Source organism: Pseudonocardia sp. WMMC193, assembly GCF_021728735.1.
In the GTDB taxonomy this organism is placed as follows: domain Bacteria; phylum Actinomycetota; class Actinomycetes; order Mycobacteriales; family Pseudonocardiaceae; genus Pseudonocardia; species Pseudonocardia oroxyli.
This window is the reverse complement of the sequence record NZ_JAKKDO010000003.1, coordinates 88,324-104,758: the sequence shown is the minus strand read 5'-3', so window position 1 is coordinate 104,758 and position 16,435 is coordinate 88,324. Positions and strand designations below refer to the sequence as shown.

General features: G+C 68.6%; 18 protein-coding genes. 16 read left to right on the top strand and 2 right to left on the bottom strand.

Annotated features, from left to right (window positions below):
• The first annotated feature begins 122 nt into the window (after nt 1–122).
• From L3X23_RS01805 to L3X23_RS01765, 9 genes are all read left to right on the top strand, one after another.
• On the top strand, nt 123–1,001 hold the full coding sequence (locus tag L3X23_RS01805; protein WP_237190246.1) for a nitrilase-related carbon-nitrogen hydrolase: 879 nt from the start codon (nt 123–125) through the stop codon (nt 999–1,001).
• The gene (locus tag L3X23_RS01800) at nt 991–2,481 is read left to right on the top strand and encodes a tubulin-like doman-containing protein (protein WP_237190244.1); all 1,491 of its coding nucleotides are present in this window, start codon (nt 991–993) and stop codon (nt 2,479–2,481) included. The genes L3X23_RS01805 and L3X23_RS01800 overlap by 11 nt, the downstream gene beginning before the upstream one ends.
• A gap of 9 nt (nt 2,482–2,490) precedes the next feature.
• On the top strand, nt 2,491–2,790 hold the full coding sequence (locus L3X23_RS01795) for a hypothetical protein (protein ID WP_237190242.1): 300 nt from the start codon (nt 2,491–2,493) through the stop codon (nt 2,788–2,790).
• Between the two features lie 134 nt (nt 2,791–2,924).
• Nucleotides 2,925–4,580: a tubulin-like doman-containing protein gene (locus L3X23_RS01790; RefSeq protein WP_237190240.1), complete on the top strand. Its 1,656-nt coding sequence runs from the start codon at nt 2,925–2,927 to the stop codon at nt 4,578–4,580.
• A gap of 124 nt (nt 4,581–4,704) precedes the next feature.
• A complete protein-coding gene (locus L3X23_RS01785) occupies nt 4,705–5,211 on the top strand; it encodes a hypothetical protein (RefSeq protein WP_237190239.1) in 507 nt (168 codons plus the stop codon).
• Between the two features lie 4 nt (nt 5,212–5,215).
• The gene (locus L3X23_RS01780) at nt 5,216–5,515 is read left to right on the top strand and encodes a hypothetical protein (protein WP_237190238.1); all 300 of its coding nucleotides are present in this window, start codon (nt 5,216–5,218) and stop codon (nt 5,513–5,515) included.
• Nucleotides 5,516–5,621: 106 nt separating this feature from the next.
• Entirely contained in the window at nt 5,622–6,449 is an 828-nt protein-coding gene (locus tag L3X23_RS01775) for an IucA/IucC family C-terminal-domain containing protein (RefSeq protein ID WP_237190237.1), read from the top strand.
• Nucleotides 6,446–6,805, top strand: a complete 360-nt coding sequence (locus tag L3X23_RS01770; protein WP_237190236.1) for a hypothetical protein — start codon at nt 6,446–6,448, stop codon at nt 6,803–6,805. The genes L3X23_RS01775 and L3X23_RS01770 overlap by 4 nt, the downstream gene beginning before the upstream one ends.
• Before the next feature lie 490 nt (nt 6,806–7,295).
• On the top strand, nt 7,296–7,712 hold the full coding sequence (locus L3X23_RS01765) for a MarR family winged helix-turn-helix transcriptional regulator (protein ID WP_237190235.1): 417 nt from the start codon (nt 7,296–7,298) through the stop codon (nt 7,710–7,712).
• 57 nt (nt 7,713–7,769) lie between these two features.
• Here the strand turns inward: L3X23_RS01765 and L3X23_RS01760 are convergent, their stop codons facing one another.
• Entirely contained in the window at nt 7,770–8,855 is a 1,086-nt protein-coding gene (locus L3X23_RS01760; protein WP_308116856.1) for a substrate-binding domain-containing protein, read from the bottom strand.
• A 301-nt stretch (nt 8,856–9,156) separates the two neighbouring features.
• Between L3X23_RS01760 and L3X23_RS01755 the strand changes: the two genes are divergently transcribed.
• The 7 genes from L3X23_RS01755 to L3X23_RS01725 all read left to right on the top strand — a co-directional run bounded on the left by L3X23_RS01755 (nt 9,157) and on the right by L3X23_RS01725 (nt 15,077).
• A complete protein-coding gene (locus L3X23_RS01755) occupies nt 9,157–10,194 on the top strand; it encodes an aliphatic amidase (protein ID WP_237190226.1) in 1,038 nt (345 codons plus the stop codon).
• Nucleotides 10,195–10,350: 156 nt separating this feature from the next.
• Nucleotides 10,351–11,370 (top strand): AAA family ATPase, encoded by a 1,020-nt coding sequence (locus L3X23_RS01750; RefSeq protein ID WP_237190224.1) that lies wholly within the window; start codon nt 10,351–10,353, stop codon nt 11,368–11,370.
• A 244-nt stretch (nt 11,371–11,614) separates the two neighbouring features.
• Nucleotides 11,615–12,283 carry a GPR1/FUN34/YaaH family transporter gene (locus tag L3X23_RS01745; protein ID WP_237190221.1) on the top strand — a complete coding sequence of 223 codons (669 nt, stop codon included), beginning with the start codon at nt 11,615–11,617 and terminating at the stop codon, nt 12,281–12,283.
• 63 nt (nt 12,284–12,346) lie between these two features.
• Nucleotides 12,347–12,631, top strand: a complete 285-nt coding sequence (locus tag L3X23_RS01740) for a zinc ribbon domain-containing protein (RefSeq protein ID WP_308116855.1) — start codon at nt 12,347–12,349, stop codon at nt 12,629–12,631.
• Nucleotides 12,632–12,665: 34 nt separating this feature from the next.
• On the top strand, nt 12,666–13,913 hold the full coding sequence (fmdA, locus tag L3X23_RS01735; RefSeq protein WP_237190220.1) for a formamidase: 1,248 nt from the start codon (nt 12,666–12,668) through the stop codon (nt 13,911–13,913).
• Nucleotides 13,914–14,096: 183 nt separating this feature from the next.
• Complete coding sequence (locus tag L3X23_RS01730) at nt 14,097–14,315, top strand: CbtB domain-containing protein (protein WP_237190219.1); 219 nt, start codon at nt 14,097–14,099, stop codon at nt 14,313–14,315.
• Nucleotides 14,316–14,333: 18 nt separating this feature from the next.
• Nucleotides 14,334–15,077 carry a CbtA family protein gene (locus L3X23_RS01725; RefSeq protein ID WP_237190218.1) on the top strand — a complete coding sequence of 248 codons (744 nt, stop codon included), beginning with the start codon at nt 14,334–14,336 and terminating at the stop codon, nt 15,075–15,077.
• A 195-nt stretch (nt 15,078–15,272) separates the two neighbouring features.
• Here the strand turns inward: L3X23_RS01725 and L3X23_RS01720 are convergent, their stop codons facing one another.
• Nucleotides 15,273–16,391 carry an aromatic ring-hydroxylating dioxygenase subunit alpha gene (locus tag L3X23_RS01720; RefSeq protein WP_237190217.1) on the bottom strand — a complete coding sequence of 373 codons (1,119 nt, stop codon included), beginning with the start codon at nt 16,389–16,391 and terminating at the stop codon, nt 15,273–15,275.
• Between the last annotated feature and the right edge of the window lie 44 nt (nt 16,392–16,435).

The following is a 16,435-nucleotide window of genomic DNA, read 5'->3' as shown; positions in this document are numbered from 1 at the left end:
CTCGCGCAGGGCTCTGCCTCAGGTCTGGCGTTCCATCCCGACCAGATACTTCACATCGAAGGTATTGCCAAACGGAGATATTCACGTAGGTTAGGTGTGGTCGAGGAGGAGAGGAGGCAGGCATGCCGTCGCACGATCCGAGATCACGACGCCGCGGCGAGGTGGACGTCCTCGTAGTCAACCAGGCCGTTCCGGCGGTGCGCTCGCGCTCCGAGGCGCGGCTGTCCTTTCTGAGGACGGCCGACCTCGTCAGCGGTCTCGCGAGGAGCTACCGCGCCGACCTCCTCGTGTTCCCGGAATACGGGCTCCAAGGCACCGCGCTCCACGACGCCGGGGACGCGCCACTGGCGTTCCCGGAGGAAGCCCTCGACATCCTGGCCCCCGTCTGCCGTGCGGCGCGCGTCTGGGTGGCGGTCTCGGTGAGCGGAGGAGCCACCCGGCCGGACCGCCGTCACCAGGTGGTGCTGCTCGACGACCGCGGGGATGTCGTTCTGCGCCACCGCACTGGACCGGTCGATCGCTCTGGTGACGGCCCTCGGGTGGTCAGCGGACCGAAGGGGCTACGAACCGCTCTGGCCTACGCCGACGGGCACCGGTCGGCCCTGACCGACCCTGACCTGTGGGATGCGGAGCTGGTGATCCAGCACTGGATCAACCCCGGTGCCACCGCCGGGCGGATCGTCCAGACCGCGCGAGGTCTGGCCTGGACCAATACCTGCTTCGTCGTCTCGGCGAACGCGGCAGGCTCCATCGGCCCGTACCACTGGGCCGGACATTCGTCGCTGGTCAACCATGACGGCGTCCTCCTCGGCCTGTGCGGCGAGGAGCAGCAAGAGCTGCAGTACGCGGAGCTGTCGGTCGATGACGTCCGTCGAGCCAGGTCGGCGCGTGCTCGTGCCGCACAGGTGGCCGCGGCTGCTCTGCGCGGCCGCTCGACTCGGCGTCCTGCGGCGATGGTCAGCGCAAACACCCCCGGAAAGGGAGAAACCTATGTCCGATGATCACGGACACGAACACGGCCACGGGCACGGGCACGAGACGGACACCGCACTCGCTCGGATCGAGGCGCTGAGCAAGGAGAAGGTCCACCACGCCGGGGACCACGAGGGCCCCTTCTCCCTGCACGTGCTCGGTCTGGGCAAGACCGGGGCCGAGGTCGTCTCAGCCGTCGCCGGCATCGCCCCCGCCGGGTTCAGCGCCCTCGCCGTCGACATCGGGGCAGGCAGCCTGAGCGGCGTGCCCGCCGGTAACCCCGCCGTTCGTGCCGTCGAGCTCCCCATCCCGAGCCGGGCCGATCTGTCCTCGGCGCTGAACCGGTATCGCGAGTTCCTCAAGATGGAGTACCCGAGGTACTACTGGAACCCGAACTACGAGCCGTGGCTGCCCGGCGACCTGGAGATCCCCGGATCGAGCGCGGAGATGTCCCGAGCGGTGGCCAAGGCGATCTACGGTGCGGAGTACTACCAGAACCGCGAGATCACGAAGGCGATGGACGAGTTCGCCGAAGGCGTTCTCGCCAGCGAGGAGACCCCGCTCGTCGTCGTCGCCTTCTCGTTGGACGAGGCCGTCGGCAGCGGAATCGTCGTCGAGATCGCCCGTCACCTCTCGTCGATCAAGCTCGGTCGCCGCCCGTGGGTGATCGGCATGGGAGTCCTGCCGCAGCAGGCCGACGCGACCTTCTTCCCCGTGATCAACGAGCTCGACTGCATGATCGACACTGAGAAGAACAACGGTGTCATGGCCGTGTGGGGCGACCTCTACAAGAACCCGTTCACCGGTGGCTTCTTCGCCGTCCCCGACGACGGCGCGCACAGTCCCGTCGACACCATCGCCTCCTTCAGCACCGTCGATGGCGGCAAGGATCTCTACGAGACCCTCAAGGCGCTCAACTGGCTGGCCGTACCGGGCGATCAGTGGCACCCCGCCATCCGTGGCGAGCAGAGCGACCGGTGGATCAACATCCTGGCCACCCGTCCGCTGGCCGAGGCCGAGGAGCTGACCGGGCTGGGTCTGACGAAGGGCTTCGCCACCGAGTACGCCGAAGCACGGGTCTTCGGCACCGGCAAGGAGGCCGCCGCTGCGGCGGCGGCGGTGGCCAAGGCCGTCCCGGGCGTCGCCGCGACCCGCGTCGAACCGGTCGTGGAGTCCGTGGAGACCGCCGGGGGCGACTTCGTGAGCGTGGTCCTTCCGAGAGCGTCGAAGCTCGACCTCGAGCTGTTCGTGCCCTCACGCGATCTCTACGACCCGCTCGAGTGGGAAGACCACCTGCTCATGCATTCGTGGCTGCTCGACCTCGGAGTCATGCTGTGCGAGCCCTCCATCCGATTCGACGGGATGGGCGGCGAGTGCATCTGGGGTTGCGCCTGCTGGGTCGTCGTACCCCACGCGGCGATCCGCGGCGAGGGTGTGGCTTCGCTCATCAGCGACGAGGACGTGGCCGCGATCGCCGAGACCGGCGCCGGCGTCGCGGCGTCGGGCTGAGGCTCGGAGATGGCCACCGAATGGTCGAAGATCGTCGCCCGCTACGAGAAGGGCGCCCAGCTGCCCTCCATGCCGGGTGCACGCACCCTCGAGGTGACCGGCGCCGACGACGGATACATCTACGTGTCGCACCGGCTCTGGCAGGACAAGATCACCCGCGCCTATCTCGAGAAGGCGATGAGCCTGCTCGACGAAGGCAAGATGACCAGCAACTACGGCGACGTCGTGGACTACTACCGGACCTACATCGCCGACGAACGGCCGACCACGGCCGCGACCATCCTCAAGGACCTCGGCTACGTCAGCTAGGCCTTCACAGAGGCCGCCTCGCCCGACGGACACAGACCGCACTGCACCAGCAGTTCCCAGCACCTCTGTCCAGCGCACGCACCGCACGGGTCGTGCGGCGATGACGCAGGACCGACACCAGGAGGAGGCCAGCAATGGCTCTGTCCATGTACCACAGCGCCACCGGCGCGCAGTCCCCCCACTGCATCCATGCCATCGGCATCGGCAAGACCGGCGCCTACATGGTCGAGGCTCTGCTTCGTACCGGCGAGATCGAGGACATGCTCGAGGACCCGCGGGCCCGGTTCACCGGCCTGTCGATCGACATCGGCGACCAGGACCAGCACGAGCTCAAGGAGTACATGGGCGGCTTCAACCAGCGCCTGGAAGAGCGTGCGATCCCGACCGACCGGGCGCAGGTGCGCGCCGTCTCGCTGGATGTCCCGGAGAAGAAGGACCTCATGACCAGCCTGAACCGCTGGCGTGAGTACCTGAAGATGGAGTACCCGCGGTACTACTGGAACCCGAACTACGAGCCGTGGCTGCCGGGCGACATGGAGATGCCGAAGGCCGGCGAGTCGATCCCCCGCGCGGTGTCCAAGGCGATCTACGGGCACTACTACTACGGCGAGGACAAGTCGCTGGAGAAGGAGCTCGACGACTTCGTCGCCTCCATCAACGCGACCAAGCTCCCCTCGATCGTCCTGATCTTCTTCTCGATGAGCGGTGGCACGGGCTCCGGGATGGTCGTGGACCTGGCCCGGCACCTGTCGAACGTCAAGCTCGGGCGCCGCATCCCCGTCGTCGGCGTCGCATCGATGCCGTTCTCCGGTGACGAGGAGCATGCGGGCGGCGACGCTGCGCTGTTCCCGACCATGAACGAGATCGACTGCATGCTCGACGACGCCAAGAACCAGGGCGTCATGGCGGTCTGGGGCGACCTCTACAAGAACCCCTTCACCGGTGGCTTCTTCGCCCTGCCCCAGGAGCACTCCTGGCAGCGGCTGGGCTCCTACACCAAGGCCGGCAAGCCCGCGGTCCGTGACCACCTGCGCAAGATGGTCACCCGCAAGTTCGTGAACGACTCGTTCACGCGCTTCGTGGTTCAGGACTACGGGCGGCTGTTGTTCAAGATGCTGCGCCCGGCGGGCTTCACCGGCGCACCACACGAGCGGAACATCTCCGGTGACCGGACCTGGACGGTGTTCGACGTCGCCAAGTTCACCCACCCCGGGGTCGAGGTGCTCCCGGGCGAGCCGCGGAGCAAGTGGCGCGAGGTCGTCGGCAAGTGGATCGGGTACATCCCACAGTTCTCCGGCCTGCGAGAGGGCTTCAAGACCGACTACATCGAGGCCCACACGGTCTCGCCTCGCGAGCTGTGGAACGAGACCCTGCAGAAGAAGCTCGAGTCGACTCTCGGCGAGTACGTGCTCGACGGTGAGGACGGAACCGTCAACACGACCCTCGGCGAGTTCTTCGACGAGTTGACCGCCTACTCCAACATCGTCATCCCCGGTGTCGCGAAGAGCGACTTCACGGCCTTCTTCAAAGCGCGCGACGCCTATGACGCGATCGAGTCGTGGGAGGACAAGCTGCTGATGCACTCCTGGCTGCTCGACCTCGGGGTCATGCTCTCGGAGCAGTCGATCCGCTTCGACGGCATGGCCGGGGAGTGCATCTGGGGCTGCGCCTGCTGGGTCGTGGTGCCACACGAAGCGATCCGCGGTGACGCGCCGGCGTCCAAGGACCTCACCGTGGTCCAGGCCGAGCACATCGCGATGATGACCAAGACCGTGGTGCCCACGCCGTGACACGACGGGGCGGGCGGCCGCCAGGTCGTCCGCCCCGCGTCATCACAGCGCACTCCACGCGAGCCGTCGACCCGCCTTTCACCGACCGCTCACCACGACGGTTTCGGAGGGCCCGGAGACCACCATGTCCGCCGACGCCACGCGCGAGTCCACGGTGAGCGACGACCGAGGAGAGTTCACCGACTGGCTGGAGCGCGTCCGCTCCACCTACGAGGCGGTGCTCTACACCTGCACGCACCGACTGACGAATCCCAGACTCGCCGGCCAGGTCGCGGTCCAGGTCGCCGCCGGGCTCGTCTCCCGGCCGACGGTGTTCCGCTACTTCGGCCTGCCCTACTCCGGGCGGATCGCCTCGCTGGCCGAGGCGCGCATCGCCGAGGCCGAGGCCGGCGAGCTCGCCACAGTGTGTGAATGGCAGGAGTTGCAGTCGCGGCTTCACGACATCCCCGGCGACCACCGCGAGGTGCTCGTTGCGGTGTGTGTACGCGGCGAGGATCTCCACACGCTCGCCGAGGTGCTGGGCTGTGACGAACGGACAGCGGCTCAGCGCAGGGCGTCGACCTTGGACTACATGAGAGCCGTCGCGACCCCGGGGCTGCCCGATGCGTCGGATCCGGAGGGGCAGGACTGATCGAATGCCGCTGAACTGGGCAGATGTCGAGAAGAGGTACGACGGTGGCGCGCAGGTCCCCACCGTCGCCGGAGGAAAGACCCTGCAGGTGACCGGAGTCGACGCCGAAGGCGTGCACATCCGAAACGCACTGTGGCGCGACACGCTGCGGCGTGGCGACCTGGAGAAGGCCGTCGACCTCGTCGAGGCCGATCAGATGAGCCGGCACGCGGGACTGTTCGTCGAGGAGTACCGGACGCTCGTCGCCGACGTACGCGCCACCTCCGCGGCCCACGTCCTCAAAGACCTCGGCTTCCTGGAGTAGGCCATGCGACCTGATCGGGATCTGCATCACGGGCTCGGCGCCGTCCTCTGCCGCGGAACTCGGACATGATCACGCGCGCCCGCGACGACGGCGCCGGGGCCACCTGATGGCCCCGCAGGGATCGCCGTCCACGGCCTCCGCCGCTGCCGGCTTCGCGCCACCACCGCCTGTCGCCGCCCAGCTCGCGGCCGTCTGCGAGGTCGACGGGCCGGGGTGGCGCCCGGCGAGGACCTTCCTCGACGAGGACCTTCCGGCGTTCATCGACGCTGGTCGCCGAGTTCGCGGCACCAGCACCGGGGTGTCGGGCTCGCTGTTCGTCCTCGCCTACGCGCGCCGGCTCATCTGGCCGGTGCTGGGCGAGTACCTGCTCCACGGGCGACGGGTCGATCCGACCTGGCCGAACGTCATGGTCGACGCGGACGAAGAGGGCGGTTCCTTCCGCATCGGGTTCCGCACGGCGACGGTGCCCTCCACGACCTCCACGACCTCCTCGGCCATCGAGGAGGTCGTGTCGGCTCTGCTCGACGGCCACCTCGAGCAGGTGGTCGAGCAGGTCCACCGGGAGACCCGCGTGGGCAATCGCGTCTTGTGGGGCGATGTGGCCGTCGCCTTGGCGCAGGTCTTCATGGCCCTGTCCTGGTCGTCGCCGGACCGCAGCATCCTGCTGTCCACAGCCCGAGAGGCCCTGGACGCCCGACCACGCCTGCGCGGGTTGGTCGAGCTCGACACCGTGAGACACCCCTCCGGGCTCGGCACACCGTGCTGGATGGTGGTGTGGCGACGCACGTGCTGCCTGGCCTTCCGCTGCGGAAGCGAGCACGACCGGGCGCCGTACTGCGGAACCTGCCCCCTCGTCGGCCTCGACGATCGACTGGCGAGGTTCCACGACGCCGCGCGCCGCTACCTGGACCTGACCGCAGGAGATTCCCGTTGATCGCATGGCCGGAGATCGTCGCCCGCCTCAAGCCCGGAGACCGACTGAGGCCCCTCGTCGGAGCCTCACAGCTCACCGTCGACAGCATCGACGACGAGCAGATCTGCATCCGTCAGCGCCTGTGGCGCGCATGCCTCACCCCGGCCGATATCGAGACGGCCAACCGGATTCTGGCGGATGCGCCCGCCGGGGTGTCCGGGGTTCGGTTCTCCGAGCTGCTTCGCGCTCACTACACGTCCGGCTCGGACGTCACCACCGAATGCACGAGGATCCCCAACCTGGCAGCAGTGGTCTTCCTCAACCTCGGAGCGGTCTCGAGGGCTGCGGCGCCTCGCGAGAGCGGACCCGGCGCATGAGCCGTTCGGGCACTGACACCGCACCCGGCGGCTCCGAGGACCCGGACAGTCGACCGACTCCCCCACGTGAGTCACGAGACTTCGCCACTCGGTTGCCGCCGACCGGTCCTGATCAGGGTCGCACCGACACCCGGGCGATACTCCTGGTCGGAATGATGATCATGAGCTTCGGAGGCGTCGCGGGTTCCGTGCCGGTCGCGTTCACGGGGATCGCGCTGTGCCTGCTCGCCTTGGCGCGTGCAGTGGTCGGATCCTCGCGAGGACGGAGCTGAGCCCAGCCCACCGAGTTCGAAGAGCGCACGAGCCCCCAGTAGCTTTAGACTGACAGTGTTTACAACGACAGCAGTGTCTCGGCGCCCGCTCGTCTGGTCCGGGAGGCGTTCGCACGGTCGCCCGACGTGGGGCGACCGGGTGGTACGGATGGTGAGGAGATCCGATGAGCAGGACTCGGCAGGGTGCGGCTCGCACGGGGCGCGCTCCCCTCGCGCCGATGAGCAGACTCTTGGGACAGGTCGAGCGACAGATCGCCCGGCTGCTCGAGGGAGCGTTGTCCTCCGACGGGCTGACCCTCGACCAGTGGCGAGTGCTGGACCTGCTCGCCGACGGCGAGGGGCACCCGATGTCGGAGCTCGCCGGAGCCATCGTGGTGCCGGGCCCGACGTTGACGAAGATCGTCGACAAGCTGGTGGACGGCTCCCTGGTGTATCGCCTGGTCGATGACCGCGACCGCCGCCGGGTCCTCGCCTTCCTCTCCGACAAGGGACGCAGTCTGCATCGCACGGTCGAGCCGAAGGTGACCGCTGCGGAGGCTGAGGCGTTGGCCGAGCTCGGTGACGACGCGTTCGTCCTCGCCGACCTACTCGCCCAGCTCGCGAAGGTGCACAGCCCGGCCGGCCCGCGTTCTTGAGCCCGCGGGAGCCGGTCGCCGTCCGCTTCGGTCCGATACCGCAGGCGGCCGGCGCACCTAGGCGCCTCCGTGTATCTCCGCCAGCACGTCGAACTCGAGACCGTCGGCACGGGCCAGATAGATCCGCTGGACGAGGTGCTGGTTGCGCACCCGCACCGCGCCGCGCGGCCCTTCGTACGACACCATGTCGGCCACGGTGGTGATTCGCGGGACCTCGGTGGAGCCTGCCGCCGACGCCAGCTGCGCCAGGAGTGCGATGCCTTCGAAGCAGGACTCGCCGGGCGAGGCCAACGCGGGAGCCGTCGGGCCGATCGCCTGCAGGTAGCGACGCTCGAAGTCCAGGCCGTACGCGGTGCCGAGAGACTCGAAGTAGCCCGCCGCCGAGTAGAGGTCGTGGGTGTTCGCCGCGCCCGTGGCCATCAGCATGTTCTCGTCCATCAACGGGCTGAGCCGGATGCAGTGGTCGTGCATGCGCATCTCGGTGAAGGCGCGGTTGAAGCGCACCGCGTCCGACCCGAGGAGGAACATCAGCACGCCCTGCACGTGCGCCCGTTCGACCCGTCGCAGAACCTGGCCGAAGTCCTCGGTTCCCAGCGGGATGAATATCTCGTCTCGGATCTCGGCCCGAACGTGCTCGGCGTAGCTGCGGGCGTACCGCGCCGATTCGCGCGGCCAGACGTAGTCGTTGCCGACGGTGACCCAGCTCCTGACCCCCATCTCCTCCGACATCCAGCGCATCGCCGGGAGAAGCTGGTCGGTAGGGGTCTCGCCGGTGAGGAAGACGCCGGGCGTGCGTTCGCCGCCTTCGTACACGGCCGTGTAGATGTAGGGCACTCGACCACGCAGGCGAGGAGCGAGCATCTCCCGGACGGCCGAGGTGTGCCATCCGGTGACCGCGTCGACCACTCCGGCGTCGACCATCGCCCCGACCTGATTGGCCACCTTGTCCGGGGACTGACCTCCGTCCACCGTGCGCAGTCGCACCTCGCGGCCGAGGATTCCTCCGCTCTCGTTGATCTCCATCGCGGCGAGACGGCCGCTGGCCTGGCACGAAGGTCCGTAGATGCCCGACGGTCCGCTGTCGGGAACGACGAATGCGATGTCGATGACATCTGCTGACATGCGACCCTCCGTCTCGCCCACCCCCGAAAGATGGGCCGAGTCTGCACCTGTCGTATTGCCTGCATGTTGACGGTCCGTGGGCCGATCGGGTGAGCAGATCGGCAAGGCGACCGCACCGTCCTCGGTTCGCGCCCTTGACACAACCATATCATCGGAAATATCTTCATTGTGAAACGTCGTCGAGCAGGTCTGCTCGAGAACTCGCCGGTCGAGCGGGCGGCGGGGCACGACGGATCCGTAGCCACCCGAACTCCGCATCGGTGCCGCACCGCATCGTCGCGGACGCTCCGGTCGGCCGGCCCGTCCTTCGCCAGGAGGCAACATGCGACACGGAGACATCTCCTCGAGCCCCGACACCGTCGGTGTCGCGGTGGTGAACTACAAGATGCCCCGGCTGCACACCAAGGCCGAGGTGCTCGACAACGCCCGCCGCATCGCCGACATGATCATCGGCATGAAGCAGGGGCTACCCGGCCTCGACCTGGTCGTGTTCCCCGAGTACTCGACCATGGGAATCATGTACGACCAGGACGAGATGTACGAGACCGCGGCCACCGTCCCGGGCGAGGAGACCGAGATCTTCTCCGACGCCTGCCGCCGGGCCGGGACCTGGGGCGTCTTCTCGATCACCGGCGAACGCCATGAGGACCACCCGAACAAGCCGCCGTACAACACCCTGGTCCTGATCGACGACGACGGCGAGATCGTCCAGAAGTACCGCAAGATCCTTCCCTGGACCCCCATCGAGGGCTGGTACCCCGGCGAGACGACCTACGTCACCGACGGCCCCAAGGGCATGAAGCTGTCATTGATCATCTGCGACGACGGCAACTACCCGGAGATCTGGCGTGACTGCGCCATGAAGGGCGCCGAGCTGATCGTCCGCCCGCAGGGCTACATGTACCCGTCGAAGGAGCAGCAGGTCATCATGGCCAAGGCCATGGCCTGGGCGAACAACTGCTACGTCGCCGTCGCCAACGACACCGGATGGGACGGGGTCTACTCCTACTTCGGACACTCGGCGATCATCGGGTTCGATGGGCGCACCCTCGGCGAGTGCGGCGAGGAGGACTACGGCGTGCAGTACGCCCAGCTCTCGCTGAGCGCGATCCGCGACGCCCGCCGGAACGACCAGTCCCAGAACCACCTGTTCAAGCTTCTCCACCGGGGCTACACCGGTGTCCACGCGGCCGGCGAGGGCGACAAGGGCGTCGCGGAATGCCCGTTCGACTTCTACAAGCTCTGGGTCACCGATGCGCAGAAGGCACAGGAAGCGGTCGAGGCGATCACACGCTCGACGATCGGGGTCGCCAGCGCACCGGTCTACGACCTGCCCTACGAGAAGACGAAGAACGCCTGACCCACGGACGCGGACGACCCTGTGCCCTATCTCAGCGACCGGTTCCACGACCAGAGCCCCGAGGGACGCCCAGCCGACGTGGCCTCCCCTGCCGGGCCACTGAATCGGACCGGGACATTCGATGCCGCTGCTGCCACTGCGGCGATCGGGCAGCGCGTGCTCGGCCAGGCTCCGGCACTCGCCGCGGTCGAGCACGCGCTCGTCATCGCCCAGGCCGGGCTTCACGACCGGGAACGGCCGATGGGCTGCGTGCTGCTCGTCGGCCCGACCGGCGTCGGGAAGACCGAGCTGGTCCGCCGGCTGGCGGCGGAGATCCGTTCGGGACCGGACGACTTCTGCCGCATCGACATGGGCCAGCTCGCCCAGGAGCACTACGCGGCTTCGCTCGCCGGCGCCCCACCGGGCTATGCCGGGAGCCGCGAGAGCTCGAGCATCTTCGACAAGGCCACCATCGAAGGCACCACCTTGACGCCCGGCATCGTGCTCCTCGACGAGGTGGAGAAGGCACATCCGCTCGTCCTCCGGGTCCTGCTCGGTGCCCTCGACCACGGTCGCCTGACCCTGGCCAACGGTGAGCAGACGATCTCCTTCCGCAACACCTTCGTCTTCATGACCTCCAACCTGGGCTCCAGAGAACTCGCCCGTCGGCGGGGCCGCCTCCGCCGTCGAGCGCTCGACTCGATCTCCAGGACCGCGGGGATCGGCCGTGCCGGGCCCCGCGCGGCGGCGATCCTCCTCGAGAAGCGGGACCGCGCGGTCGTGGAGCGCGCCGTGAAGGACTTCTTCGAGCCCGAGTTCCTCAACCGGCTCGACGAGGTCGTCTACTTCGACGAGATCTCGCCCGAGACGGCTGAGGAGATCGTCGCGCTGCGCCTGCAGGACGTTCGCGAGCTCTTCCGACGGCGCGATGTGGAGATCGTCATCGGCGACGGGGTCGTCGATGCGCTGGTCGAGCTCGGTTTCGACCCCGTCAACGGTGCGCGCAGCCTCGCCCGGAGCGTGCGCAAGCACCTGGTCACACCGGTCGCGGAGTCCCTGGTGCGCCACCGCGGAGCGACGGGACCGGGCGTGCCGGTGCTGACCCTGCGGGTCGATGCCGTACCGACGGGGAGAGCCGCAGCTCGGTTGGTCGTCCGACCGTGCTCCCCCGACCAGGCGCGGGTTCGAGCCGGATGAGGTGCGTTCGACGGGCCGGGACCTCGCCGAGCGTTGCCGCAGTCGACCGGACCGGCGCACTGCTGTGGCGACGACACGGCGGCCTCGACGCCGGGCGGCCTCGACCGTCGTAATACTTCACTCAGAAGGTATTGCCGAACGACACTATTCGCGTATGTTGCTTCTGTGGTGGCAGACACTCCCCCGGACCGGGTCGGCTCCTCCATCGAGAACCGGCCCGCCTAGTGAGACAGGTGATCTCCTCATGAGTACCGATGTCGACACGTCTGCCGCCGAGACCGCGGACTCCGAGGCGGTCGCACCCGACACCGCCGACCCCGTCCTGCTCGGCGTTCCCTGCGCCGTGATCGGAGTGCTGGCCCTCGGCCTCTTCCTCCTCGGGTACGCACCGGCCGGATCCGCCGGAGCGGTCGTCCCGCTCTTCGTCGCCCTGAGCATCGGCCTGTTCGTCGCCGCTCGATGGGCGATCGCCACCGGGATCGGCCCCGTCGCGGGCATCTTCGGCCTGTTCGGGGCGTTCTTCCTCAGCTTCGGGCTGCTCTACGTGGGCTACGTCCACAACTGGTACGGCACCTATCCTGCGGGGACCGACGAGGCCACCGCAGGGGTGGCGCTGACCGACACGTTCAGCGTCTTCGCCCTCTGCTGGGCGATCGGAACCACCGTCCTGGTGCTCGGCGCCCTGCGACTGCCGCTGAGCGTGTTCCTCGTACTGGCGTTCTCCGATCTGGTGTTCGTCTTCGTCTGGCTCTCCTTCATCAGCGACACCTTCGCCGACCTGGGCGTCTTGCGCGTTCTGGCCGGGTTGTTCTGCCTGCTCACGGCCGTCGCCGGAGCCTATGTGTTCTTCGCGAGCCTCACCGCCGCCCTGGGCGCGAAGCCCCTGCCGCTCGGCAGGCCCGCTCGATCCTGACCGCCCGACGGGGCCGCCGCGCCCCCACTCGGGTGCCGTGTCGACCAACCGGAGGCCTTTCCCGTGCCGACGTACACGTTCCGTTGCCACTCCTGCGGCCACTTCCACCGCACCCGGCCGATGAGCCAGGCGACCGCGACCGCGGACTGCCCGGCTTGCGGGCAGTCGGCGCGACGCGTCTACGACGCCCCGGCCGTTCGGCAGCTCGACCCCGGCATGCGCCGAGCGCTCGACACCTCGAACCGCAGCGGCGACACACCCGCAGTCGTCGATCGGGTTCCGGGACGGAGCCGGGCCGCCCTGCCGACGAGCACCGATCCGAGACACGCCCGACTGCCCCGCCCCTGACACCGATCCGCACGCGCGATTCCCTGGAGGTTCCGTGCCCGACGTCGTCTTCAGCGTCGACCAAGCGAAGTCCATGCGCGACCAGACAGTGCCCGGCCACAACCGCTGGCACCCCGACATCCCACCGGCCGTGACCGTCCGGCCCGGGAGCAGTATCCGGATCGAGTGCCGCGAGTGGACCGACGGACAGATCGGCAACAACGACTCCGCCAACGACGTCCGCGACGTCGACCTGAACGGCGCACACATGCTCTCCGGTCCCGTCGCGATCGAAGGCGCCGAGCCCGGCGACCTCCTGGTCGTCGACATCCTCGACCTCGGTCCCGTCCCGCAGGAGACCGGCGACAAGCCCGGCCAGGGCTGGGGGTACACCGGGATCTTCTCGAAGCAGAACGGCGGCGGTTTCCTCACCGACCGGTACCCGGACGCCTACAAGGCGATCTGGGACTTCGCCGGGCAGGCCTGCACGTCTCGCCACATCCCCGGGGTGAGGTTCACCGGGATCACGCACCCCGGCCTCTTCGGAACGGCCCCCTCGCCGGAGCTGCTCGGCCGCTGGAACACGCGCGAGCGCGCACTGATCGCCACGGAACCGGACCGGGTACCGGCACTGGCCCTGCCCCCACTCGAGGACCAGGCCCTCGGCGGAACCGCGTCGGGAGACCTCCTCGCCGCCATCGCCCGCGACGGCGCCCGCACCGTCCCGCCGCGTGAGAACGGCGGCAACCACGACATCAAGAACTTCACCCGCGGCTCGCGCGTGTTCTATCCCGTCCACGTTCCTGGAGCCCTCTTCTCCGGCGGTGACCTGCACTTCTCCCAGGGCGACGGCGAGATCACCTTCTGCGGCGCCATCGAGATGGGCGGCTTCATCGACTTCCACGTCGACCTGATCAAGGGCGGCATGGAGACCTACGGGGTGACCACCAACCCCATCCTGATCCCCGGCAACGTCGAGCCCCGCTACACGGAGTTCCTCACCTTCATCGGCATCGGCGTGGACCACACCACCGACACGAACCTGTACAACGACGCGACCCTCGCCTACCGGAACGCCTGCCTCAACGCACTCGCCTATCTCGAGAAGTTCGGCTACTCCGGCCCGCAGGCCTACCTCCTCCTCGGCGCCGCCCCGATCGAGGGCCGTGTCTCCGGCGTCGTCGACATCCCCAACGCGTGCTGTTCGCTCTACCTGCCGACGGCGATCTTCGACGACGACATCCGCCCCTCCGCCACAGGTCCCGTATGGAAGGACCGCGGCCACTGCGCGATCTCCTCCTGAGCACGACGAGCCGGGGCGGACCGGCACCGACGGGCTCCGCCGGGTCCGGTCGTCCGCGCTGTCCGCAGGGTCGAGATCCACCCAGCCGAGATATTTCACAACTGAATTCTTCACTCTTGAATCCATGACGACGAGGTCATAGATTGAGCACCTGTTCATGTATCGAGTCACTCAGGAGGAATCATGGCGCAGGGCGCTGTTCTCCCCGCCGGTTCGGTCGGCGTCGTTCCCGTCGTCCCGATCAAGGAGCTCGTCCCGTGGGCGGTGTTCGCAGGAGTGATCCTGCTGGCCCTGCTCTATCTCGTCGGCATGGACCAAGGTTCCACCTCGGTCTTCTCCGGGTCGATGATCCACGAGTTCGTGCACGACGGCCGTCACCTCCTCGGCTTCCCCTGCCACTAGCCGAGCGGGGACGAGCAGATGGTCAGATCGTTGTTGGTCCGCGGCATGCTCGCCGGGGTGGCCGCCGCAGTGCCGGCGTGGGTGTTCGCCTCGCTCGTCGGGGAACCGGCGCTGAACGGGGGCATCGCCTACGAGGACGTGCTGGCCGCCGCCTCCGGCACTGCGGGCGAGGAACCGATGGTCAGTCGGGGGATCCAGTCGACGCTGGGCCTCGGCGTGGCTCTGTTGATCTATGGCATCGCCGTCGGCGGGATCTTCGCGCTGGTCTACGCCGCCGTGCACGGCCGAGTCGGCCGTCTGAGCCCACGCGCGACATCGGCGGTCCTCGCCGCCGGCGGCTTCATCGTGGTCATCCTGGTGCCCTTCCTGAAGTACCCGTCGAACCCGCCGGCATCCAGCGCCGACGACACCATCGGCATGAGGACCGGCACCTACCTGCTGATGCTCGTGCTGTCCATCGGGGTCGCCGTCGCGGCAGCGTGGGCCGCACCCAGGCTCGTCGCCCGGTTCGGCCCCTGGAACGGTTGGGTGCTCGCCGCGCTGGGCTACGTGGTGGTCATGTCGGTGGTCGGGGCGCTTCTGCCGACCGTCGCGGAGACCCCTGGAGACTTCCCCGCGGTGGTTCTCTACGACTTCCGGCAGGCGACGCTGGGGATGCACCTCGTCATCTGGGGCGTGCTGGGGCTGTCGTTCGGGGCTCTGGTCGACGGCGACGGACGACGGAGCAGGGCGCGGACAGCCGCGCCCGCTGTTCCGCTCTGACGGTGCGATCGACCCGTCCGCACGATCCGGAGAATCCCCATCCCGTGCGGGCGCGAGCATCGGAGCCTTCCGCACGCTGCGACTCCTCGGCTCACCGGCAGGCCGCCGTCGTAGCCGACGTGGGCCTGCTTCCCTCGCCGCCCGGCCCACCGCGCGCACCGCGGCGTCGGACACGGAGTTCCAGGTTGCCCGATGTCAGACCACCGACCTCCGGCCCTCCGCACGGAGGCGAGACGCCGCAGCGGCGCGCCGCGCGGCCGTGTCCACCTTGTGCGGCTCGGGGGCGGCGGAGCTCTCCCGCTCGGCGGCGACCATCTCCTCGATGATGCGGCGGGCGCGGAGCGGGCCGGCGTCGACCTTGATGTTCAGCTCGAGCGGATACGACGGCTCCCAGGCGGCGATGATGTGCTCGATGGCCTCGCAGGCGGCGATGTCCTGCTGGAACACCTGGCTCACGGCCTCCACCGCGAAGTCGGTCACCCCCGGATCGTTCAGGGCGAAGTTGCGGGCCACGCCCCAGAAGTAGTGCGTCGTCGTGCGGGTCTCCGGCGTGATGGCGTGCATGACCATCTGCCGGAAGGCGGGGACGTCGTCCCCCGACCCGGCGGGCCGGATGTGGGTCTGGGAGATGTGAAAGGCGGGAGCGAAGTACTCCGCGACCTGCCCGCGGTCGATGGCGCCCTCCACCTGCATGATCTTCTGGAAGAAGGGTGGGCACGACACGTCGGTCATCGTCCGGTGGACCCGGACGACGCGCTCGTCGTAGCTGGTGTGCACGGGCGCCTCGGCCACCTCGGGAGAGCCGATGGACTCCGGGTGCAGGAAGGTGAGGTGGGACAGGTCGAGGAGGTTCTCGTTGAGCAGCTGAGCCCGCCCGGCCATGTGCAGGGTGCCCTCGGCGGTCGCCCAGCAGTCCGACCGGAACCAGTGGTGGTCGGGCACGAGCGCGGGGTCGGCGAGTTCCGGGTCGCCCATCCAGATCCAGACCAGCCCGTACTCCTCGTAGAGAGGGAAGGCCTGCACCCGGACCCTGTCCGAGATGCGGGAGGAGCCGGGGATGCGCACGCAGGACCCGTCGGTGTCGAACGTCAGGCCGTGGTAGCCGCACTCGATGCGGTCGCCCTGCAGTCGCCCGAGCGACAGCGGCAGCTGCCGGTGGATGCAGCGATCGACGAGTGCCACGGGCCGCCCGTCCTCACGCCGGTATAGCGCGACGGGGTCGCCCAGGAGCCATCGCGACAGCACGGAGCGGGTCACCTCGCGGCTGCGTGCGGCCACGTACCAGGCGTTGCGGGGAAATCGGTCGGGGTACACGTCATTCGTTCCTTCAGTGAGCGGTGCGGCGCGGTCCGGTCGAG

Bases quoted from the DNA above. Each gene is read 5' to 3' on its own strand.
- L3X23_RS01805 (WP_237190246.1), top strand. From the start codon at position 123: ATGCCGTCGCACGATCCGAGATCACGACGCCGCGGCGAGGTGGACGTC.
- L3X23_RS01800 (WP_237190244.1), top strand. From the start codon at position 991: ATGTCCGATGATCACGGACACGAACACGGCCACGGGCACGGGCACGAG.
- L3X23_RS01795 (WP_237190242.1), top strand. From the start codon at position 2,491: ATGGCCACCGAATGGTCGAAGATCGTCGCCCGCTACGAGAAGGGCGCC.
- L3X23_RS01790 (WP_237190240.1), top strand. From the start codon at position 2,925: ATGGCTCTGTCCATGTACCACAGCGCCACCGGCGCGCAGTCCCCCCAC.
- L3X23_RS01785 (WP_237190239.1), top strand. From the start codon at position 4,705: ATGTCCGCCGACGCCACGCGCGAGTCCACGGTGAGCGACGACCGAGGA.
- L3X23_RS01780 (WP_237190238.1), top strand. From the start codon at position 5,216: ATGCCGCTGAACTGGGCAGATGTCGAGAAGAGGTACGACGGTGGCGCG.
- L3X23_RS01775 (WP_237190237.1), top strand. From the start codon at position 5,622: ATGGCCCCGCAGGGATCGCCGTCCACGGCCTCCGCCGCTGCCGGCTTC.
- L3X23_RS01765 (WP_237190235.1), top strand. From the start codon at position 7,296: ATGAGCAGACTCTTGGGACAGGTCGAGCGACAGATCGCCCGGCTGCTC.
- L3X23_RS01755 (WP_237190226.1), top strand. From the start codon at position 9,157: ATGCGACACGGAGACATCTCCTCGAGCCCCGACACCGTCGGTGTCGCG.
- L3X23_RS01745 (WP_237190221.1), top strand. From the start codon at position 11,615: ATGAGTACCGATGTCGACACGTCTGCCGCCGAGACCGCGGACTCCGAG.
- L3X23_RS01730 (WP_237190219.1), top strand. From the start codon at position 14,097: ATGGCGCAGGGCGCTGTTCTCCCCGCCGGTTCGGTCGGCGTCGTTCCC.
- L3X23_RS01725 (WP_237190218.1), top strand. From the start codon at position 14,334: ATGGTCAGATCGTTGTTGGTCCGCGGCATGCTCGCCGGGGTGGCCGCC.